This window comes from Hydrogenophaga sp., assembly GCF_030656115.1.
Taxonomy (GTDB): Bacteria; Pseudomonadota; Gammaproteobacteria; order Burkholderiales; family Burkholderiaceae_C; genus Hydrogenophaga.
The window spans coordinates 26,521-47,790 of record NZ_JAUSOO010000105.1 but is presented as its reverse complement, the minus strand read 5'-3'; the positions used below and the strand labels follow the sequence as shown (position 1 = coordinate 47,790).

17 protein-coding genes and 1 pseudogene are annotated in these 21,270 nt (G+C 67.9%); 8 read left to right on the top strand and 10 right to left on the bottom strand.

The annotated features are described in order from the left end of the window. The 6 genes and pseudogenes from Q7J58_RS13285 to Q7J58_RS13260 all read left to right on the top strand — a co-directional run bounded on the left by Q7J58_RS13285 (window position 1) and on the right by Q7J58_RS13260 (window position 7,451). Window positions 1-525, top strand: coding sequence for a metal-dependent hydrolase (locus tag Q7J58_RS13285; protein WP_304828747.1), 525 nt, complete (start codon window positions 1-3; stop codon window positions 523-525). Window positions 526-530: 5 nt separating this feature from the next. Next, a pseudogene (locus Q7J58_RS13280) lies at window positions 531-713 on the top strand (GDCCVxC domain-containing (seleno)protein); the annotation flags it as partial. 95 nt (window positions 714-808) lie between these two features. After that, window positions 809-1,177, top strand: a complete 369-nt coding sequence (locus Q7J58_RS13275) for a hypothetical protein (protein ID WP_304828820.1) — start codon at window positions 809-811, stop codon at window positions 1,175-1,177. A gap of 108 nt (window positions 1,178-1,285) precedes the next feature. Next, window positions 1,286-2,674, top strand: coding sequence for a TolC family protein (locus Q7J58_RS13270; protein ID WP_304828744.1), 1,389 nt, complete (start codon window positions 1,286-1,288; stop codon window positions 2,672-2,674). After that, complete coding sequence (locus Q7J58_RS13265) at window positions 2,671-4,317, top strand: efflux RND transporter periplasmic adaptor subunit (RefSeq protein WP_304828741.1); 1,647 nt, start codon at window positions 2,671-2,673, stop codon at window positions 4,315-4,317. The genes Q7J58_RS13270 and Q7J58_RS13265 overlap by 4 nt, the downstream gene beginning before the upstream one ends. Further along, window positions 4,314-7,451, top strand: coding sequence for an efflux RND transporter permease subunit (locus Q7J58_RS13260; protein ID WP_304828738.1), 3,138 nt, complete (start codon window positions 4,314-4,316; stop codon window positions 7,449-7,451). Before Q7J58_RS13265 ends, Q7J58_RS13260 begins: the two co-directional genes overlap by 4 nt. Before the next feature lie 201 nt (window positions 7,452-7,652). Here Q7J58_RS13260 and Q7J58_RS13255 read toward each other — a convergent pair whose 3' ends face one another. The 10 genes from Q7J58_RS13255 to Q7J58_RS13210 form a co-directional block, all read right to left on the bottom strand. Beyond that, window positions 7,653-8,432, bottom strand: a complete 780-nt coding sequence (locus Q7J58_RS13255; protein WP_304828735.1) for an SDR family oxidoreductase — start codon at window positions 8,430-8,432, stop codon at window positions 7,653-7,655. Between the two features lie 20 nt (window positions 8,433-8,452). After that, the gene (locus Q7J58_RS13250; protein WP_304828732.1) at window positions 8,453-9,802 is read right to left on the bottom strand and encodes a 3-hydroxyacyl-CoA dehydrogenase; all 1,350 of its coding nucleotides are present in this window, start codon (window positions 9,800-9,802) and stop codon (window positions 8,453-8,455) included. Between the two features lie 9 nt (window positions 9,803-9,811). Then, a complete protein-coding gene (locus tag Q7J58_RS13245) occupies window positions 9,812-10,600 on the bottom strand; it encodes a crotonase/enoyl-CoA hydratase family protein (protein WP_304828729.1) in 789 nt (262 codons plus the stop codon). A gap of 47 nt (window positions 10,601-10,647) precedes the next feature. Beyond that, window positions 10,648-11,625: a PDR/VanB family oxidoreductase gene (locus Q7J58_RS13240; protein ID WP_304828726.1), complete on the bottom strand. Its 978-nt coding sequence runs from the start codon at window positions 11,623-11,625 to the stop codon at window positions 10,648-10,650. Window positions 11,626-11,666: 41 nt separating this feature from the next. Continuing rightward, complete coding sequence (locus Q7J58_RS13235) at window positions 11,667-12,968, bottom strand: aromatic ring-hydroxylating dioxygenase subunit alpha (protein ID WP_304828723.1); 1,302 nt, start codon at window positions 12,966-12,968, stop codon at window positions 11,667-11,669. Window positions 12,969-12,972: 4 nt separating this feature from the next. After that, window positions 12,973-13,947, bottom strand: coding sequence for a tripartite tricarboxylate transporter substrate-binding protein (locus tag Q7J58_RS13230; RefSeq protein WP_304828720.1), 975 nt, complete (start codon window positions 13,945-13,947; stop codon window positions 12,973-12,975). Window positions 13,948-14,053: 106 nt separating this feature from the next. Further along, window positions 14,054-15,289: a Rieske 2Fe-2S domain-containing protein gene (locus tag Q7J58_RS13225; protein ID WP_304828717.1), complete on the bottom strand. Its 1,236-nt coding sequence runs from the start codon at window positions 15,287-15,289 to the stop codon at window positions 14,054-14,056. 11 nt (window positions 15,290-15,300) lie between these two features. Then, a complete protein-coding gene (locus tag Q7J58_RS13220; RefSeq protein WP_304828714.1) occupies window positions 15,301-16,302 on the bottom strand; it encodes an amidohydrolase family protein in 1,002 nt (333 codons plus the stop codon). A gap of 33 nt (window positions 16,303-16,335) precedes the next feature. Beyond that, window positions 16,336-16,722, bottom strand: coding sequence for a Rid family hydrolase (locus Q7J58_RS13215; RefSeq protein WP_304828711.1), 387 nt, complete (start codon window positions 16,720-16,722; stop codon window positions 16,336-16,338). A gap of 44 nt (window positions 16,723-16,766) precedes the next feature. Continuing rightward, the gene (locus Q7J58_RS13210; protein ID WP_304828708.1) at window positions 16,767-17,519 is read right to left on the bottom strand and encodes a GntR family transcriptional regulator; all 753 of its coding nucleotides are present in this window, start codon (window positions 17,517-17,519) and stop codon (window positions 16,767-16,769) included. A 380-nt stretch (window positions 17,520-17,899) separates the two neighbouring features. Here Q7J58_RS13210 and Q7J58_RS13205 point away from each other — a divergent pair, with 380 nt between their 5' ends. Beyond that, the gene (locus Q7J58_RS13205) at window positions 17,900-20,050 is read left to right on the top strand and encodes an acetate--CoA ligase family protein (protein ID WP_304828705.1); all 2,151 of its coding nucleotides are present in this window, start codon (window positions 17,900-17,902) and stop codon (window positions 20,048-20,050) included. A 21-nt stretch (window positions 20,051-20,071) separates the two neighbouring features. After that, window positions 20,072-21,265: an acyl-CoA dehydrogenase family protein gene (locus tag Q7J58_RS13200; RefSeq protein ID WP_304828703.1), complete on the top strand. Its 1,194-nt coding sequence runs from the start codon at window positions 20,072-20,074 to the stop codon at window positions 21,263-21,265. Window positions 21,266-21,270 lie beyond the last annotated feature (5 nt).

Here is a 21,270-nt window from a genome sequence, read left to right as displayed (position 1 = left end):
ATGGACATCCTGGCGCATGGACTGTGGGTGGGTGTCGGTGCCGCCTGGCTGCATCGGCACCGGCGCCTGGACCGCCGCACCACGGTGCTGGCGGTCGGCATGGCGGTGGTGCCCGACCTTGCGCAGTTGCTGCCATTGGTGTATCTGGCGCTGGTCACGCCCGACGGGTGGTCAGTCCTGCTGGCCTACGCCAACGCTCTGCCGGGATATGAGCCCGCGCTGCCTCCGATCGTCACGGCACTCACCCACCACCTGCACTGTGTGATGCACAGCGCCCTGGTGGCGGGTGTGGTTACCGCCATCAGCTGGGTGTGGCTGGGCCGGTTCTGGATACCCTTGTTGGGCTGGTGGTCGCACATCGTGATCGACGTGTTCACGCACTCCGCTGAGTTCTATCCCTCCCCGGTTTTCTATCCTGTGACCTATTGGGGTTTTGATGGCATCGCCTGGAACACGCCGTGGTTCATGGTCGCCAACTACCTGGCTATGTTGATCGTTGCGGTGCTTGTCTGGCGCCGTCGCTGAGCACCATGAGCACGGTTAACCTGATCTCCACGCTGACTTGCCCCCATTGCGGGCACCGCAAAACCGAAACCATGCCCACCGATGCCTGCCAATGGTTTTACGAATGTGAACAGTGCCACGAGGTACTCAAGCCCCAAACCGGCGACTGCTGCGTGTTCTGCTCCTACGGCTCGGTGCCTTGCCCCCCAGGCAGACCGGCAGCAGCAGCCATTGCGACAGCCGTTGATCGAGATCAACCGCATAAAAGCGTTGCGCGTCCTTCACGTCAACCTAAAATTCACCCATGCGTCTGCTCATCGCCCTGCTGCTGTGCCTGGCCATCCCGCTCCAGGGTTGGGCTGCGGGCGCAGTTGCGCAGGCGCCTTGCCCCATGGGCGACATGATGGCGATGCAAGCCGACACCGCCAGCGAAGCGTTGGCAGACCCCGGTGAGATGGCCGACCTCGCTGACTGCTGCAATGACGCGGCGACCGCAGCGCTCACCGGCAAACTCTGCAAAACCGGCCAGGAATGCCAGGTGCCCACCGGCTGGCTCGTACCGCACGCTCAGCCTGTCGTTCAGGCCATCCCGATGAGCGTCTCGCTCGTGACCGACACGCCCACACCGCCACGCGGTGCTCCCGCCAGCGTCTGGCGTCCCCCCGCTCTCTGACTCCGTTGATCCGGTCTGCGCGCCGCTGCTGAGGCTGGCGCGCCTTCCGTGACGTGGCTGCCCGCCTGCGGCGCGCGCAGCCCATGTTCATCTTCATGGAGCAGAGATATGCAAGCCCTTCAAACGGCCAAGAGCCGGCCCACCAGGTCGGTGGTTGGCGCCCTTGCGCCCAACCACATCGTCAACACCACAGCCCTGCTGATCGCCCTGTGGCTGGGCGGCACATCGCCCGTCCGGGCAACAGACCACGAGCCGCTGGCTCTCTCGGTGGCCGTTCAAGCAGCGCTGGCGCGTTCGCAGGCCCTGAGCGCCCAGGATGCCGCAGTCCGCTCGGCACATGAGGCCGCGGTGGCAGCGGGTCAGCGGCCCGACCCGGTGCTTCGCCTGTCGCTGGAAAATGTGCCCATTGAGGGCGAAGACCGCTTCAGCACCACGCGCGATTTCATGACCAGCAAATCGGTGTCGCTGATGCAGACACTGCCCAGCCAGGCCAAGCGCCAAAGCCGCACCCAGCGCTTTGAAGCCGAAGCCCACGTGGCACTGGCCACACGCGCCCAGCGTGCGGCCAGCGTGCAGCGCGACACCGCCCTGGCCTGGTTGGAGCGGCAGGCGCAGGAACAGCGCGTGGCGCTGTTGCGCGCGCAACTGACCGAGAGCCGACTGCAGGTCCAGGCCGCTGAAGCCTCGGTGCGCAGTGGCCAGCCCGATGGCACGGGCACGCCGCCCGCAGACACGCTGAGCGCGCGCGACGCGGTCGCTCAGGTTCAGCAGGCTTTGCTGGGCGCCGAGGCCGAGCTGCAGAACACCCGCCAGACGCTGTCCCGCTGGACCGGAACCCCCGCTGACCAGCCGCTCGCTGCCGCGCCCGCAGGGACCCTGCAGGCGCTGACGAACGCCGACATGGCGGTGCGGCAGCAACAGCACCCGGACCTGGCGGTGCTGCGGGCCAGCGAGAGCGCCGCCGAGGCCGACGCCGAGCTGGCGCGGCAGGAGCGCCAGCCCGACTGGAGCGTCGAGCTGATGCTCAGCCAGCGCCGCCCGCGCTACGCCAACATGGTGTCGCTGGCCGTGTCGGTCCCGCTGGCGTGGGACCGCGCGCAACGCCAGGACCGGGAACTGGCCGCGCGCCTGGCGCGTGTCGATGAACTGCGCGCCGAGCGCGAAGAGCGCGCCCGCGAAACGCTCGCTGAAACCGAACGCTGGCAGGTCGCCTGGCACGCCGGCCTGGCCCAGCTTGCGCTGCTCGACAGGGAACGCCTGCCGCTGGCCCGCCAGCGCGTGCAGCTGACGCTGGCCGCCTACCGGGGCGGCAGCGCCCGGCTGGCCGATGTGCTCGCCGAGCGGCGCGCGGCGCTGGCCCTGGCGATGGAGCGCATCGACCTGCAGCTGTCCACCGCGCGCCTGTGGTCCCAACTCGAATACCTCATCCCCGGCAGCGCGCCCCAGGTGGCCGCCGCTACCGCCCCGACACCGGCTTTTAGCGGACCGACCCCATGAAAACATCCACTTCTCTCTGGTTGGCAACGGCCGCCCTGGGCACATTGGCTGCTGTGGGCTATGGCGCCTGGACAGCTGGCATGAACGCCGGCATGACCATGGGAACGCCCCAGGTGGCACCCACCGGAACCGGTGCGGCCAGCGCTTCGCCACAGGACCCCAGCACCTGGACCATCACGCAAGGTTTCGAAGCCACCGAGCGCCACATGCGCGAGGGCCTCAAGGCCGGGGATCTGGACCCGGTGACGGGCCTGAAGATCCTCAACTACCACGACCCGATGGTGCCGGGCAAGAACTTCGACGCGCCCGGCAAATCGCCGTTCATGGACATGCTGCTGGTGCCCCGCTACGCCGGTGGCCAAGCGGCCGATGCCAGCGGCGTCACCGTGAGCGCCCGCACGCAGCAAAACCTCGGACTGCGCACGGTGGAAGTGACCGAAGGCCGGCTGGACAGCGCGGTGTCGGTGGCCGGCAACGTGGCCTGGAACGAACGCGACCAGGTGCTGGTCAGCGCGCGATCGCTGGGCTTCGTCGAACGCCTGCATGTGCGCGCCACGCAGGACCGCGTGTCCGCAGGTGCGCCTCTGGCCGACATCTACGTGCCCAGCTGGGTGGCGGCGCAGGAAGAATACCTGGCGGTGGCCCGCATGGCCGAACAGGACCTGCAGTTGGTGCCCCTGCGCGACGCCGCCGCGCAGCGCATGCGCCAGGCGGGCATGAGCCCGGTGCAGATTGGTCGTGTGGTGAACAGCGGCAGTCTGCAGCCTCGATTCACGCTGACCGCACCATTGGGTGGTGTGGTGACGGAACTGATGGTGAGCGAAGGCGCGACCGTGATGCCGGGCATGGCCTTGCTGCGGCTGCAGGGCACGGGCACCGTGTGGGCCGAAGGCCAGGTGCCCGAGAGCCAGGCCGCCCAACTCCAACCCGGTGCCGAGGTCAGCGCCACCAGCCCGGCCGCGCCGGGCCAGACCTTCACGGGTCGCCTGCAGGCGCTGCTGCCCTCGGTCGATCCGGCCACCCGCACGATCAAGGCACGGCTCGAACTCGCCAATCCCCAGGGCCGGCTGGTGCCGGGCATGTTTGTGCAGATGCGCTTCGCCAACCCCAGCGCCAGGAACGTGTTGCTGCTGCCCAGCGACGCGGTGATCCACACCGGCCAGCGCAGCGTGGTGATGCTGGCCGAGGGCGAGGGCCGCTTCACCCCGGTCGAGGTGCGCACCGGTCGCGAAGCGGGCGACCAGACCGAGATTCTGCAAGGCCTGCAAGCCGGGCAAAAGGTCGTGCGTTCGGGCCAGTTCCTGATCGACTCCGAGGCCAGCCTCAACGGCTTTCTGGCACGGCTGAGCCCGGCGCCAGAGGCTGCTTCAGAAAAACCAGCGGCCAGCCAGCCTACGACCCACCAGACGGAGGCCCTGGTCGAAGCGGTGGACGGCGACACCGTGACCTTGCAACACCCGGCCATACCGGCGCTCCGATGGCCGGCCATGAGCATGGATTTCCGGTTGCCGCCGGCCGACCAGCGGCCCAAGAACCTGTCTGCGGGCAGCGCGGTGCACATCGAATTTGAGATGCGCGACGGTGACGTACCGCAGATCACGCGCATCGAACCCCGCACCGCAGTCACGGGAGCGCAACGATGATCGCGCGCCTGATCCACTGGAGCATCGCCAACCGCTTCCTGGTCCTGATGGCCACGGTGATGATCACCGCCTGGGGCGTGGTGTCGATGCTTCGCACACCGCTGGATGCGCTGCCCGACCTGTCGGACACCCAGGTCATCATCCGCACCAGCTGGCCCGGGCAGGCGCCGCAGCTGGTGGAAAACCAGGTCACCTACCCACTGACCACCACCATGCTCTCGGTGCCCGGCGCCAAGGCCGTGCGCGGGTTCTCCATGTTTGGCGACAGCTTTGTCTACGTGCTGTTCGACGACGGCGTGGACCTGTACTGGGCGCGCTCGCGGGTGCTCGAATACCTGAACCAGGTGCAGTCCCGGCTGCCGGCCACGGCCAAATCATCGCTCGGCCCCGACGCCACGGGCGTGGGCTGGATCTACCAGTACGCGCTGATCGACCGCAGCGGGCGGCAGGACCTGGCCCAGCTGCGCTCGCTGCAAGACTGGTTCCTTCGCTTCGAGCTCAAGACGGTGCCCGACGTGGCCGAGGTCGCCAGCATCGGCGGCATGGTCCGTCAGCACCAGATCGTGCTCGACCCAGACAAACTGGCGGCCTACGGCATCACGCAGCTGATGGTGAGCGAGGCCGTGGCGCGCGGCAACCAGGAGGCCGGTGGCTCGGTGCTGGAACTCGGTGAAGCCGAATACGCGGTGCGTGCCAACGGTTACCTGAAAACCCTGGACGACTTCCGCGCGCTGCCGCTGAAGACCACCGATGCGGGTGTGTCGGTGCGGCTGGGCGACGTGGCGCGCGTGCAGGTCGGGCCCGAGATGCGGCGCGGCATCGGTGAACTCAACGGCGAAGGCGAAGCGGTCGGCGGGGTGGTGATCATGCGCTCGGGCAAGAACGCCTTGCAGACCATTGAAGCGGTCAAGGCACGGCTGGCGGAGCTGCAGCGTGGCCTGCCCGAGGGGGTGGAGATCGTGCCCGTGTACGACCGCTCCGGCCTGATCAAACGCGCAGCCAGCAACTTGGGGCTAAAGCTGCTGGAGGAGTTTGGTGTGGTCGCCCTGGTGTGCGCGCTGTTCCTGTTTCACCTGCGCAGCGCCCTGGTGGCCATCGTCTCGCTGCCGCTGGGCATTCTGGCGGCCTTCATCGTGATGCAGCAGCAGGGCGTGAACGCCAACATCATGTCGCTTGGCGGCATTGCGATTGCCATCGGCGCCATGGTGGACGCCGCGGTGGTGATGATCGAAAACGCCCACAAACACCTGGAACGCTGGGCGCACGAACACCCGGGCGAGACGCTCGATGGCGAGCCACGCTGGCAAGTGATCGGCCACGCGGCGGCGGAGGTCGGCCCCGCCTTGTTCTTCTCGCTGCTGATCATCACCCTGAGCTTCATCCCGGTGTTCACCCTGCAGGCGCAGGAGGGGCGGCTGTTCGCGCCACTGGCCTACACCAAGACCTACGCCATGGCGGCGGCCGCCGGTCTGGCGGTCACCCTGATCCCGGTGCTGATGGGCTACCTGGTGCGCGGCCGCATTCCCGAGGAGACCGCCAACCCGCTCAACCGCGGCCTGATCGCGCTGTACCGGCCGGTGCTGAACGCCGTTCTCAAGGGGCCGAAGCGCACTCTGCTGGTGGCCGCCGTGCTGCTGGGTGTGAGCGTCTGGCCGCTGCAGCACATCGGCGCCGAGTTCATGCCGCCGATGGACGAGGGCGACCTGCTCTACATGCCGACCGCGCTGCCCGGCCTGTCGGCCGCCAAGGCCGCCGAACTGCTGCAGCTGACCGACCGCCTGATCAAGACCGTGCCCGAGGTGCACAGCGTGTACGGCAAGGCCGGCCGCGCCGACAGCGCCACCGACCCGGCACCGCTGGAGATGTTCGAAACCACCATCCAGTTCAAGCCGCGCGAGCAATGGCGCGCGGGCATGACGCCAGACAAACTGGTGGACGAGCTGGACCGCACGGTGCGCGTGCCCGGCCTGGCCAACATCTGGGTGCCACCGATCCGCAACCGCATCGACATGCTCGCCACTGGCATCAAAAGCCCGGTGGGGGTGAAGGTGGCTGGCGCCGACCTGGCCACCATCAACCGCCTCACGCAGCAGATTGAAACGGTGGTCAAGGGCGTGCCCGGTGTCACCAGCGCGCTGGCCGAGCGCCTGAGCGGCGGGCGCTACATCGACGTCGACATCCGCCGCGACGAAGCGGCGCGTTACGGCCTGAACATCGCCGACGTGCAGGACGTGATCTCGGGTGCGGTGGGCGGCATGAACATCGGCGAGACCGTGGAAGGGCTGCAGCGTTATCCAATCAATCTGCGTTACCCGCGCGACGCGCGCGACTCGCTCCCCGCCCTGCGCGAGCTGCCCATCGTCACACCGCGCGGCCAGCGCCTGGTGCTCGCCGACGTGGCGCGCCTGAGCATCGCCGACGGTCCGCCCATGCTGCGCAGCGAAAACGCGCGCCTGGCCGGCTTCGTCTATGTGGACATCCGCGACCGCGACCTGCGCGGCGCCGTGCTGGACATGCAAAAGGCCGTCACCGAAAAGGTGGTGCTGCCGGCCGGCTATTCGGTGTCGTGGTCGGGCCAGTTCGAGTTTCTGGAGCGCGCCAGCGCGCAGCTCCAGCTGGTGGTGCCGTTCACGCTGCTGGTGATTTTCCTGCTGCTGTACCTGACCTTTCGCCGCCTCGACGAGGCCCTGCTCATCATGGCCACGCTGCCCTTTGCCCTCATCGGCGGCATTTGGCTGCTCTGGGCGCTGGGGCACAACCTGTCGGTGGCCAGCGTGGTCGGCTTCATCGCGCTGGCCGGCGTGGCGGCCGAGTTCGGCGTGATCATGCTGCTGTACCTGAAGCAGGCCTGGGCCGCGCGGCTGGACCAGGGGCTGGACACCGACACCGACCTGCTCGACGCGATCCGCGAAGGCGCGGTCCTGCGCGTGCGCCCGAAGGCGATGACGGTGGCGGTGATCGTGGCCGGCCTGTTGCCGCTGTTCTGGGGCGCGGGCGCGGGCAGCGAGGTGATGCAGCGCATCGCCGCGCCCATGGTGGGCGGCATGCTCAGTGCACCGTTGCTGTCCATGCTGGTGGTGCCGGTGGTCTATCGGCTGATGCGCAAGCCGAACCCAGGGCACAACCGGCGTTGACGCCGCATGCCAGGGTGGATCGGGGCCGTGAAAAGCGCGACCGCCACCCGTGGCTGCGTCAGGAACCGCAGCGTGGATAGCGAGTTCGCCAAATGGTTGACTGACAGGCACGATCAACCGGAATCGTCAACTTTAGAAAAACGCGAAGTTGGACAGACAACGACTTGCGTGACTTTTCGATTTCAACTGCCGAATTTAGGTTTAAACCAGCCCGCTGTACGCACCCCCATCCAACTGCAGGTTCTGCCCGGTCATGAAGCCGGCCTGGCGGCTGCACAGGTAGGCGCAGGCGCTGCCGAATTCGGCCGGGTCGCCCAGGCGTTTGGCGGGCAGGGTGTCGGCGATCTGTCGGCGGGCTTCGTCGCGGTCGATGTGGTGCTCGCGCATCAGCCGCTGCGCCATGAACTCCTGGCGCGGCGTGTCAAAGCGCTCGGGCAGCAGGTTGTTGATGGTCACGTTGTCGATGATGGCCTCGCGTGCCAAAGCCTTGGACAGCGCCGTCAGGCCGGCGCGCGCGGCGGTGGACAGGCCCATCACCGGGTGCGGTGACTTCACCATGGCCGAGGTGATGTTGACGATGCGGCCAAACCGGCGCGCGCGCATGCCCGGAATCACCTCGCGCATGAGCAACGCGGCGGCGATCAGGTTGCTCTCCAGCGCCCCCATCCAGGCCGCGTGGTCCCATTCGGCGAGCTGCCCGGGGGGCGGGCCGGCGTTGTTGTTGACCAGGATGTCGGGCGCGGGACAGGCGGCGATCAGCGTGGCGCGGCCGGCGTCGGTGTTGATGTCGGCCTGCACCGGCGTCACCCGCACGCCCGTGGCCTGTTGCAGCCGCTGTGCGGCCTGGCGCAGCTTTTCGGCGTGGCGCCCGTTGAGCACGATGTCGCAGCCCTCTTGCGCCAGCGCCTGCGCGCAGGCCAGCCCGAGACCTTGCGACGAGGCGCAGACGATGGCTTGTTTGCCTTGAAGGCCGAGATCCATGGGGTGCCTCCGGTGGCGTTTCAGGCGGCGGGTTGCAGGTCGGCGAAGCGCTTGCCTTCGCGCACCAGGCGCTCCAGCAGTGGCGCCGGTTGCCACCAGTAGCCGTCTTGCGCATGGAAGCGCTGGATGTCGGCCAGCACCTGGTCCAGGCCGATGCGGTCGGCCAGGTACATCGGGCCGCCGTGGTGGGCCGGAAAACCGTAGCCCGTGAGGTAGGTGATGTCGATGTCGCTGGGGCGCAGCGCAATGCCTTGCTCCAGCAGCTTGGCGCCTTCGTTGACCATGCCGTAGAGGCAGCGCTTGAGGATGTCGTTCTCGTCCATCGGCTGGCGCTGAATGCCCATGCGCGCCGACTCTTCGACGATGAACTGCTCCAGCTCGGGGTCGCGCTGCGGGGTGCGGTCGCCGGCTTCGTAGCGGTACCAGCCCTTGCCGCTTTTCTGGCCCAGGCGGCCCAGGTCGCAGAGTTTGAGGATCAGGTCGTTCCAGCGCCGGTCGGTCGGGCGTGTGGCCATCTGGGCCTTGCGGGTCTGGTAGCCCACGTCGTTGCCGGCCATGTCGTGCACCGCGAAGATGCCCATGGCGTAGCCGAACTTTTTCAGCGCCGCGTCCACCTCGTGGGGCAGGGCGCCGTCTTCCACCAGAAAGTGCGCTTCGCGGGTGTAGTTGCGAAACAGCGCGTTGCCGATGAAGCCGGGGTAGATGCGCGCCAGCACGGCGATCTTGCCCATGCGCCGGCCCAGGTCCATCAGCGTGGCGATCACGTCGGGCGCGGTCTGGGCGCCCCGCACCACCTCCAGCAGCTTCATGACGTGGGCCGGGCTGAAGAAGTGCGCGCCCACCACGTCTTGCGGGCGCGCGGTGACGGCAGCGATGGCGTCCACGTCCAGGCCCGAGGTGTTGGTGGCCAGGATGGCGCCGGGTTTGGCCAGGGTGTCGAGCTGGCGGAAGATGTCCTGCTTCAGGCCCATGTCTTCAAACACGGCTTCGATCACCATGTCGGCGTCTTTCACGTCGGCCATCTGCAGCGTGCCGGTGATCAGCGCCAGGCGCTGCTCCATGTCGGCCGGGCTGAGCTTGCCGCGCTTGACGGTGGTGGCGTAGTTGTCTTTCACGCGGGCCAGGCCGCGCTCCAGCCCTTGTGCGCTGCTGTCGATCAGGGTGACGGGAATGCCGATGTTGGCCAGCGACATGGCGATGCCACCGCCCATGGTGCCGGCGCCGATGACGGCGACCCGCTGCACCGGGCGCAGCGGTGTGTCGGCGGGAATGTCGGGAATGTGGGCGGCCTGGGTGGCGGCCATGCGGGCGTGCGCCGCAGCGCGGGCGCGTTCTTCGTCGCTGACGTGGAACAAATCAAAGGTGCTCATGGCGGTGTCTCAGGCCTGGTTGTCTTGCAGTTTCTTGGCTTTGCCGTCCACGAACTCGCGCAGGCGGGCTTCGGCCTCGGGCGGGCGGGCGCGGGCCGAGTTGAGCTGTTCCACGAACAGACCGTCGTCGTGCGACATGTCGTGGATGCGCGGCAGCACGTTGATGATCATCCAGTTGGTGTCGATGCTGTTCTTGGCGATGCGCGCCGCCAGGTCGTTGGCCTTGGCCAGGGCTTCGCCCGCCGGGGTGACGTAGCGCACCACGTGTTCCTGCAGGCCTTCGGCGGGCGTGAGCAGGCGCCCGGTGAGCATCATGTCCATCATCACCGTGGTGCCCACCACGCGCTGGATGCGCACCGTGCCGCCACCGCCCACAAAAATGCCGCGCTGGCCTTCGGGCAGTCCGAAGAGCGCGGTGTCGTCGCACACGCGCACGTGGGCCGCCATGGCCAGCTCCAGGCCGCCGCCCACCACCGCGCCGTGCAGCGCAGCCACAAAGGGAATCGGGCCGCGGGCGATCAGGTCGAACACCTCGTGCCAGTTGTGGCGCTTGCGTTTGCGCGCGGCCTTGATCTGGCCGGTGGCGCGGGCCAGCGCCTCGGCCAGGTCGAGCCCGGCGCAGAAGTTGCTGCCGTGGCCGAACAGCACGGCCACGTCGGCCTCTTCGTGGGCGCGCAGCACCGCCGCGCGCAGCTCGTCGATCAGCGGGTCGTTGATGGCGTTGCGTTTGTCCGGGCGGTTCAGGCCGATCCGGGCGATGTTGCCGTCGAGTTGATAGGTGATCAGGGGTTCGCTCATAAGGATGCTTTCGGTTTGAAATGGGGGGCTGGGTGCCGGGCCGGTGTTCAGAGATCGAGCACCAGACGGGCGCTTTTGGCGCCGGAGCAGCAGACCATCATGCGGTCGCCGGCGGCGCGTTCGGCGTCGGTCAGCACCAGGTCGCGGTGGTCGGGCGTGCCTTCGAGCACGCGCACCTCGCAGGTGCCGCACACGCCTTCGCGGCACGAAAACGGCGGCTCCACCTGGATCTCGATCAGGCAGTCCAGAATGGTTTTGCCCTCGGGCACGGTCAGCGTTTTGTGGCTGCGGGCCAGCTCCACCGTGAAGCCGCCAGCGGTGGCGGCGGCCTCTTTGGCGGCGAAGTATTCGCGGTGCACGCGCTCGGGCGGCAGACCGGCGGTGGCCTGCTCGTAGGCCTCCAGCATGGGCAGCGGGCCGCAGCAGTACACATGGGCGCCGGCGGGCAAGGCGTCCACCACGCGGTTCAGGTTCAGCATCTGACCGCCGGGCTCCTGGTCAAAGTTCAGCACCACCTCGGCGCCGGGCTGGTCTTGGTGGGTGGCCAGCAGGTCCAGAAAGCCGGCGTGCTGGCGCGTGCGGGCGGCGTAGTGCAGCCGCCAGGGCGTGCCCAGCGCCTGCGAGCGGGCGATCATGCCCAGCATGGGCGTGATGCCGATGCCGCCCGCAACGAACACGTTGAAGGGCGCGGTTTCATCGAGCGGGAAGTTGTTGCGCGGCGCGCTGATGGTGAGCACATCGCCCACGCGCAGCGCTTCGTGCACATGGCGCGAACCGCCGCGCGATTTCGGGTCGCGGTTCACGCCGATGCGGTAGCGGTGCGTTTCCCGCGGGTCGTTCAGCAGCGAGTAGCTGCGCACCAGCGCACCGCCGGGGGTGGACAGGTGCAGGTCGATGTGGGCACCGGCGGTGAACGCCGGTAGGCTGTTGCCCGGGGTCAGCGCCACCAGCTCGAAACCGAGGATGTGCTCGGCCTCGTAGGTGATGGAACGCAAGCGAACCTGGAGGGTGGAGGAGAGGGTCACAAAGCGGTCTTTCTGGCGCAGAGGCGGTCTGTGGGGTGGGTTCAGAGGTCGAGCACCTGCATGGGCTGGATGGCCACGCCGGTGGCCTCGGCGTGGGCCTGCTGCACCCAGGCCGGCTGGCCGGCGTGGAAGATGAAATGGTTCAGCAGCCGGGCCCACTTGGGGTGGCGCTGGTAGTCCGCCAGGGGCAGACCGTGCAGGAAGAAGTCGCGCGAGTCGCTGGGCAGCACCACGCGCTGGTTGCACGCAGGGTCGCGCAGCACGCCCTTGGGGTCGCGCCCGGCCTGCACCGCGTCGATGTCCTCGAACAGCTGGCGGCGCAGCATCGCAATGCCCCGGTCGCTGGCGCCCAGGTTTTCGCGGGTGCGGTCGGCGATGCGGCCCTGGCCGACCCAGGCCACGATGTCCTGGTTGATCACGTGGCTGCTGATCCAGCGGCCATCGGCGTCGCGGATCGGGCTGACCCAGGTGGGGATGCTGGCTTGCTGGTAGGGCTCGGCCTCGCGCGGCACGCGGATGAACGACCAGGTGACGCTCAGCGTGTTCTGATCGTCCACCGGCACGCGCCATTCAAAGTGGTCGCCCAGAAAGAAGCCGTTGGGCCACAGGCAGACGCGCCCAATGGTCCAGAGCGGGTGGCGCTCGTCGGTGTCGGCGGTGATGCGCTTGTACAGAAAGCCGTGCTCGAATTCCTCAAACGCCAGCTTCAGGTGCGTGGGCGCGTAGCCGCCCTCCTGGCCGGCGGCGTCGCGCAGGGTGCCGCGCAGGTGGCGGCTCCAGTTGGCGTGCATCCATTCAAAGTGCACCGGGTCGATGGAGTTTTCCTGGGTCTGCAGCCAGTTGCAGGGCACCTCGGCAAACACCGCCTGCACGAAGCCGTTGGGCCAGTGAAAGGGCTCCCAGTCGGGCAGCTCGGGCGCGGGCAGCGGGCCCAGGTAAGCCCACAGCAGGCCGGCCTTGGGTTGCACCGGGTAGGCCTTCAGGCGCAGCTTGCACTTGAGCCGCGCCGCCGGGTCCACCTGCTCTTCGTAGGGCTGGGAGACGCACTGGCCTTGCGGGTCGAACTGCCAGCCGTGGTAATGGCAGCGGATGCCGTGGGCTTCCACGAAGCCGTACGACAGATCGGCGCGCCGGTGGGCGCACTGCCGGTCCACCAGGCCGTACTGGCCCGAGAGGTCTTTGAACAGCACCAGGTCTTCGCCCATCAGGCGCACCGGTTTGATGGCGTTGCGCTCCAGTTCGTCGATGCCGGCAATCGGGTGCCAGTGGCGGCGCAGCACCTCGCCCATGGGGGTGCCCGGCCCCACCTGGGTCAGTTGCCGGTTTTTGTCTTCGCTCAGCACGGCATCACTCGGCTTTGAAGCCGGACGCCTTGATGATCGGTTCCCAGTGGGCCAGCTCGGCGCGCTGCAGGGCGTCCATTTCGGCGCCGTTGCGGAAGTGCGGTTGCACCCACAGGCGCTGGCTCATCTGCTCCTTGACTTCGGGCATCTGCAGCACCTGTTGCACCGCCTTTTGCATGCGCTCGATGTCGGCGGCCGGTGTGCCCGCGCGGGCCCACATGCCGGTCCAGCCTTCGCCCGAGGTCACGTCAATGCCCTGCTCGGCAAAGGTCGGGATGTCGGGCATCAGCGGCGAGCGGGCCTTGGTGAAGATGCCGATCACGCGGATCTTGCCGGCGCGGTGGTGCGCCATCATGCCGTCCATGAGGCTGATGGCCGAGGGCACATGGCCGCCCAGCAGGTCGTTCACCATGGGCGGCGAGCCTTTGTAGGGCGTCACGGGCAGGTCGATGCCGGCGGTCTTGGCCAGCTGCACGCCCAGGAACGCGTTTTGCCCCCCCAGGCCGGGCGTGCCGAAGCTGCCTTTGCCGGGGTTTTTGTTGACCCACTCGATGAATTCGCGGGCGTTGGTGGCGCCGGTGTTCAGGGCCACGCCCATGCCCAGCGGGTACGAGGCCACGGCGGCCACGGGCGTGAAATCTTTCAGAATGTTCCAGCGGATCTGGTGACCGAACACCAGCATCTGGAAGGTGGGGGTGGCGTTGGGGGCCACCATGAAGGTCAGGCCGTCGGCCGGTGCCGACAGCACCGCGTCGGCCGCCATGCGCCCGCCCACCCCGGGTTTGTTGTCGATGATCACCGGCTGACCCAGCAGGTTGGGCAGGCGGTCGGCCACCACCCGGGTGATGGCGTCGGTGGCGCCACCCGGTGGAAAGCCCACCAGGATGCGGATGGCGGGTTTGCTCTGGGCCCAGGCGGCGTGGGGCAGCGCCAGCAGGGCGCCACAGGACAGAAGGATCTGACGGCGGTTGGGTTTCATGTTTGTCTCCTGGATAAGGACATGCGCGGACGCCAGGCGTCCGGGGTGGGTCCGAGGTGTCTGGTGCACCTTGTCGGACCCGTGGGGGTGGCGGTTGAGGCCGGGGTCAGGCTTCGGCCAGCTTGCGCCAGTCTTCCCCTGAAGGCAGCACACCGCCCACCGAGCGGATCTTTCGGTAGTCCAGCTCGGGGTGGTGGGCCATGGTGGGCGCCTGGCCCGCCATGAATTCGCGCGCGGCTTTCAGCAGCGCCTGGCGCACGCGGATCACAGCGCCGTCGGCCGAGCAGAGCTGCTCGTCGGTGCGGTCGGCAATCGGGCCCTGGCTCAGGAACATGGCGAAGTCTTCGGTGCCCAGGTGCTGCGGAAAACCGGTTTTGTGGCCGCGCTTCATGATGTCGCGGTTCTGGCCCCAGTTGTCTTTCGGGTCGCCGGGCGGCAGGGGCGGGAAGTTCCACACGTCGGGCGTGGCCGACATGATGGTCATGCCCAGCGGGCGGTGCGGGTTGTAGTGCACAAACCAGGCGCGGTGCGTCACGTCGTCCACCGGGGTTGAGAAAAACACCGTGGTCGGGCCCTGGTCGTCGGGCGGGCAGATGATGCCGTACCACGGCATGACGAAGTTGTTGACCCGCGCGTAGGTGTTGCCGTCCGGCAGGGCACGCAGCGCGGCGTAGCGGTAGCCGTAGGGGCGCTCTTCAAATTCCAGCTTGGGCGCGAGCGACTTGGTCATCAGCATGCGCTGGTTGCCGCCACCGGCGGTGAGCTGGGTGGTGGACTCGTGCAGCACGCCCACGTGCGACGAGTCCATGGACGCTTCCACGCCTTGCACCCAGTTGGTGGGCACTTCCACGCTGGTCACCGAGCGCTGGTCCACGGGCAGGTCCATGAACGGCAGGTCGGGGAAGGGCGGCGGCGTGTCGCCCGTGCCCAGCCAGACCCAGATCAGGCCGCCACGGTCCACCGCGGTGTAGCGGTTCACCCGCACGTGCTTGCAGAACTGTTCCTGGTTGCCGGCATGGTTGGGGGCTTCCACCACCTCGCCTTTGACGTTGAATTTCCAGCCGTGGTAGATGCAGCGGATGCCGTTGTCTTCGTTGCGGCCCAGCGCCAGCGAGGCCTTGCGGTGTGGGCACTGCTCATCGAGCACACCCACGTCGCCGTTGGTGGCGCGAAACGCCACGTAGTTCTTGCCCAGCAGACGCACCCGCACCGGCGCGCCGTCGGCCTCCAGCTTGAAGGACGGCACGGCGGGCATCCAGTAGTGCTGGCGGATCATTTCACCCATGGGCGCGCCGTTTTCGACGCGGGTCAGCAGATCGTTCTCTTCTTTGCTCAACGGCATGGTGGTTCTCCTCAGCAGTCTTCGTCTTTGCGGAAGGCGCGCGGGTACACGCGCCGGCAGTTGCACTCAAAGATGTTTTTCTTCTGTTCTTCGGTCAGCCAGCCGATGGCTTCGATGACGGGTTTCATGTCGTCGTAGTCGCGCCCGGTCAGGGGGTCGCGCGCGCTGCCGGTGCCCGGCTTCTCGGTGCCGAACATCACGTTGTCGGTGCCGGCCACCTTGAGCAGCAGCTCCATGGCTTCGGTGCTGTAGTTGCAGGTGTCGAAATAGAGCTTTTTGAGCTGTTCGTCGAAGGTCTCTTTTTCACCCTTGCGCACGTTCCACGAGCGGAAACGGCCCATCTGGTAAGGAATGGCGCCGCCGCCGTGGGCCACCACGATCTTGAGATCGGGGAAGGTGTCGAACGTCTTGGCGCCCAGCAGCGACACGATGGAGATGGTTTCCTCGTTCAGGAACTTCAGTGTGTACGACTCGCGTTCGCTGCAGCTGCTGGCGGAGTGGATCAGGCCGGGCACGTCGAGTTCGACCATGGCCTGGTACAGCGGGTGCCAGTACGGGTCGCCCATGCCGGGTGGGTCGCCCAGGCCTTCGGTGGCGTCGGGGTTGATCAGGCAGCCGACAAAGCCGAGCTCGTTGACGCAGCGGCGCAGCTCGGGGATGGCGCGCAGCTCCAGCGCCTCGTCCATGAACTGCGGCAGGCCGGCCACGCCGCGGAAACGGTCCGGGAACAGCTTGACGAACTCGGCGATCAGGCCGTTGCAATGTTGTGACCAGAGTTCGGTGACCTTGCCGGGCTTGACCGAGTGCATCTGCAGGTAGGGACGCGGCGAGATGAACTGGATGTCGGTGCCGACCGAATCCATGATGCGGATCTGATCCTCAGCCACCTTGCGGATCGACGCTTCGGGAATCTTGGGCAAGGTGTACGGGTTCGCACGACCGCCGACGAGTTCGGCCATGAAGCGAAAGCTCTCCGGCGGCATGTGAATGTGGGCGTGGGAATCGATGATCATGAAACGGCGTCTCCTGTGGAAGTTGTGAGGGGTTTACTGAACGAATGCCATGACCTCGATCTGCAGCCACATGCCGTGCTGAAGGTCTTGCACCACGATGTGGCGCGCCGGGCGGTCGTGCGGGTCTGGAAAGCAGGCCAGCCACGCGGCGTTGAGGTGCTCGCGCACCGCGTTGTCTTTGATCGCCACGCTGAACTTCACCACGTCGTCCAGCGAGGCCCCGCCCGCTTGCAGCACCGCGCGCAGGTTGGCGAAGGTGTTGCCGACCTGGGTGGCCGCGTCGGCGGGCAGCTGGCCCGTGACCGGGTCTTTGCCCGACACCGCCGAGGTGCACAGCAGGTTGCCCACGCGGGCGGCGGCGGGAATGGGCGCGTTGTGCGAGGCGCCGGGAACGTCGATGGAGCGGGGGGTGCGTGGCATGGATGGATCGGTGGGGGTCGGGTGGGCGGGTGCAGCCGGGCGTGTCAGGGCTCGCTGGCTTCGGTGTCGAACAGGCTCATGGGCATGCGGGCCAGGAACTCGGAGAACCCGGTGGAGCCCGAGGGCACATGCAGAATCATCTGGTGGGCGGCGGTGGCTTCGTCGCCGTCCTGAATGGCGCGCGCCACTTTCAGGTGGTCTTGCATCGACTTGTTGATCTGCGCCTTGGTCACGAAATTGCGCAGGCTGTAGCGGTAGATCTGGCGCCGGGCGGTGCGGATCAGGTCGGCCAGGTAGGGGTTGCGGCTGCCCACATAGATCACCTCGTGGAACGCGGTGTTGGCCTGCGCGTATTCCTCGGTGCCGCCCTGGATCGCGGCGTCCTGGCAGTGCTGCAAGGCCTCATCCAGGCGGGTGCGCAGTTCGTCGTCCACCCGGCGGGCGGCCAGCTTGGCGCACACCCCTTCGAGTTCGCCGATGGTTTCCATGATCGAGCGCACCTGGCTGATGGACAGGCGCGCCACCGTCATGCCCTGGCGCGGTGCGATGCGCACCAGATCGCGGGCGGCGAGCTGCTGCAGTGCCTCGCGCACGGGGGTGCGGGACACCAGGAAGCGCGCGGCCAGCGCCCGCTCGTCCAGCGGGCTGCCCGGCGGCAGCTTGCCGCTTTCAATTTCCTCTTGCAGCGCGTTGCGGATCTCGTTGGCGCGGCCACCCCGCGGACGCACATCCTCGTTCGCCCCCACGGAATCGGGGTCGGTCAGGGGTTCCAGATTGACAAGGTGTTCCATAGGCATGGCAAATATACCTTCAAGTTGTTGTGGCATGCAAGAAAAATTTAAATGGATGCCACGAGGTGGTGTTCGATCGAGCAGTTTCTATCCTATCCAAGGCCGCCTGTTCGGGGACATTCCGTGAGATAGGGGCGGTTTTTCTGGGGTGAAGCGTGGTTTTTTCCCGGCAATGCGGGTGCTTGTCGCGGCTGTTGTCTGGGTTTTGACCCTTGCTTGGTGGGTGCTTGACGGGGTGGTTGGCGTCTCGGTGTAAACCCTATGATGTCCAAATAGATTGGCGTGGTGTATTGAGAATGCTTGTTGTGTATGCCAGAATTCGCAGCCATCGGATTCCTGCGGCGCACCGATGCGCCGCGTTTGACATACCAGAAAGGTCTTTTTGCATGTCCCAGCTCGCTTCAGCGTCTTCTTCGGCGGTTTTGCCGGTGGACCGGATCCTTCGTCCGCGCTCCATCGTGATCGTGGGTGCCTCGGCCGACCCCCGCTCGTTCGGCGGCTTTGTGCAAGGCAACCTGGACCGCTTTGGCTACGACGGCGCCCTGCACCTGGTCAGCCGCAGCAGCGATGAAATTCAGGGCCGTCCCTGTGTGAAGACCATCGACGCGCTGCCCGAGGGCATCGACCTGGCGGTGCTGGCGATTCCCGAGTCCGGCGTGATGGACGCGGTGAAGGCGCTGGCCGCGCGCCGCTGCCACGCGGCGGTGCTGTTTGCGTCGGGCTATGCGGAAGCGGGCGAGGAAGGCCAGGCCAGGCAGCAGGCGCTGGCCGAGGCCGCCCGGGCCGCGGGCATCTTGCTGGTGGGGCCGAACTGCATGGGCTTCACCAACCTGGCCGCGGGCGTGCCGGTCACGTTTGAGCCGCTGGCGGCGCGCGAGCGCGAGCAGCGCCCCGGCGTGGGCGTGGTGGCGCAAAGCGGCTTCATGGCCGCCAACCTGCGCGATGCCTTCCTGGGGCGCGGCGTGCCGGTCACGTCGGTGTTCTCCACCGGCAACGAAGTCTCGGTGTCGGTCGAGGACGTGCTGGCGCACTACATCGGCGATGCGCAGACCCGCGTCATCACGGTGTATGTGGAACAGATTCGCCGCCCGCAGCTGTTTTTGCAGCTGGCGGCGCAGGCCCGCACGGCGGGCAAGCCGCTGGTCTTGCTGATGCCGGGGCGCAGCGCCCGGGCCCGCGAGGCCGCGCAGTCGCACACCGGCGCCCTGGCCGGCGACCACGCCACCGCCAGCGCGCTGCTCCAGCGCGAGGCGGTGGTGGTGGTCGGGTCGCTGGACGAGCTGCTCGACACCAGCGCGGTGCTGCTGCGCTACCCGCAGCCCCCGGCCGGTGGCACCGCCTTCATGACCGGTTCCGGTGCCATGAAGAACATCGCGCTGGACTTTGCCGACGACCTGGGGCTGGACCTGCCCGAGCTCACCGCACCCACCGTGGCCAAGCTCACCGAGCTGCTGCCGGCCTACGCGGTGCCAGAAAACCCGCTCGACTACACCACTATCGGTGTGCGCCAGCCGGGCCTGATCGGCGAGCTGCTGCTGACCCTGCTGGACGATGAGCGCATCGGCAACCTGGTGCTGGCCATTCCGGTCGGGCCGGTGATGGCGCAGCGCGACAAGGCCGATCACATCGTGCCGGCGATGGCCCGCGCCACCAAACCCGCCGTGCTGGTGCTCACCGGCGACGGCAGTGCCGTGGAGCCGTTCTTCACCGACGCCATCACCGCCAGCGGGGTGCCGCTGTTCCGCTCGGCCGACCGCGCCCTGCGCGCCCTGCGCCAGGTGGCCGCCTACGGCGAGGCCCTGCAGCGCGCCGACCGCGCCACCCGCAGCCTGCCGCCGGCGCTGCCCTTGACGGGCGCGGTGCCGCCCAACGGCATTTTTGCGGAATACCAGGGCAAGGCCTGGCTGGCCCAGGCCGGTCTGGCGGTGCCCCAGGGTGCGCTGGCCACCAGCGCCGACGAGGCGGTGCGCATCGCCGCCACCATCGGTTACCCGGTGGTGCTCAAGGCGCAGGCCAGCGAATTGCCGCACAAGAGCGACGTGGGCGGTGTGCTGGTGGGCCTGGCCGACGAGGCCGCCCTGCGCGCCGGCTGGACGCGCCTGCACGCCAGCGTGGCCAGCCACCGGCCCGATCTGGTGCTGGACGGCGCCTTGGTCGAAGCCATGGGACCGCGCGGCCTGGAGCTGGTGGTGGGCGCCAAGCGCGACGCCGACTGGGGCCCGGTGGTGCTGGTCGGCCTGGGCGGCATCTGGATCGAGGCGCTCAAGGACGTGCGCCTGATCCCGGCCGACATGGCCGTGGACGACATCGTGGTCGAGCTGGGCCGCCTCAAGGCCGCGGTGGTGCTGCAAGGCGTTCGCGGCGCGGCCGCGGTGGACCTGCACGCCATTGCCCAGGTGGTCGCGCAGGTGGGCGCGCAAATGCGGGCCAACCCGGCCATCACCGAAATCGACATCAACCCCCTGGTGGCGTACCCCGCCGGCTCCGCCCAGCCCGTGCTGGCGCTGGACGCGCTGGTGGTGGCCACAGCCGCCTGACCAGGTGAGAGAGACCCGACCATGAAACTTCAGTTTTCCGCCGCCGACGAGGCCTTCCGCCTGGAAGTGCGCGCCTTCGTCAAAGAGCACCTGCCCGCCGACATCCGCCGCAAGGTGGAGCTGGGCCTGCGCCTGGAACACGCCGACTACGTGACCTGGTTCCGCATTTTGGAAGCCCGGGGCTGGCTCACGCCGGGCTGGCCGGTGGAGCACGGTGGCCCCGGCTGGAACCATGTGCAGCGCTACATCTTCGACGAAGAGACCCTGCTGGGTGGCGCGCCGCGCATCATCGCCAGCGGCATCCAGATGCTGGGGCCGGTGCTGCACGCCTTTGGCACCGAGGAACAGAAGCGCCAATACCTGCCCGACATCCGCCAGAGCAACACCTGGTGGGCGCAAGGCTTCTCGGAGCCAGGCGCCGGCTCCGACCTGGCCACCGTGCGCACCACCGCCGTGCTGGAGCCCGACGGCAAGCACTTCGTGGTCAACGGCCACAAGGTCTGGACCTCCTACGCCCACTGGTGCTCGATGATGTTTGCGCTGGTGCGCACCGACCCCCACGCCAGCAAGCCGCAGGAAGGCATTTCCTTCTTGCTGATCGACATGGCCTCGCCCGGCCTCACCGTGCGCCCGATCCGCATGCTCGAAGGCGGCACCGACCTCAACGAGTGCTACCTCGACAACGTGCGCGTGCCGGTGGACAACCTGGTGGGCGAGCTGCACAAGGGCTGGTCGTACGGCAAGTACCTGCTGGGCCACGAGCGCACCGGCATCGCCGGCATCGGTTCGTGCAAGCAGCAGCTGGCCCGCGCCCGCCAGCTGGCGCAGCAGCAGGGCCTGGGCGACGACCCGGTGCTGCAGGCGCGGCTGGCCCAGTTCGACGTGGAACTCATGGCGCTGGAATTCACCGCCCTGCGCCTGCTCAGCGACCACCAGCAAAGCCGCACGCCCGGCGTGGAAGCCTCCATGCTCAAGGTGCGCGGCACCGAGCTGCGCCAGGCCATCTTCGAGGCGCTGGTGGACATTGCCGGGCCGGATGCGGTGCCGTTTTCGCTCGAAGCACAAAGCCTGGAACACCTGGACGAAGCGGTCACCGACCCCACCCTGGTGGCCCTGGCCGCGAACTGCCTCGACGCCCGCAAGCTCACGATTTACGGCGGGACCAACGAGGTGCAGCGCAACCTGATCGCCCGGGCCACGCTCGACGCCTTCTGAGCGGC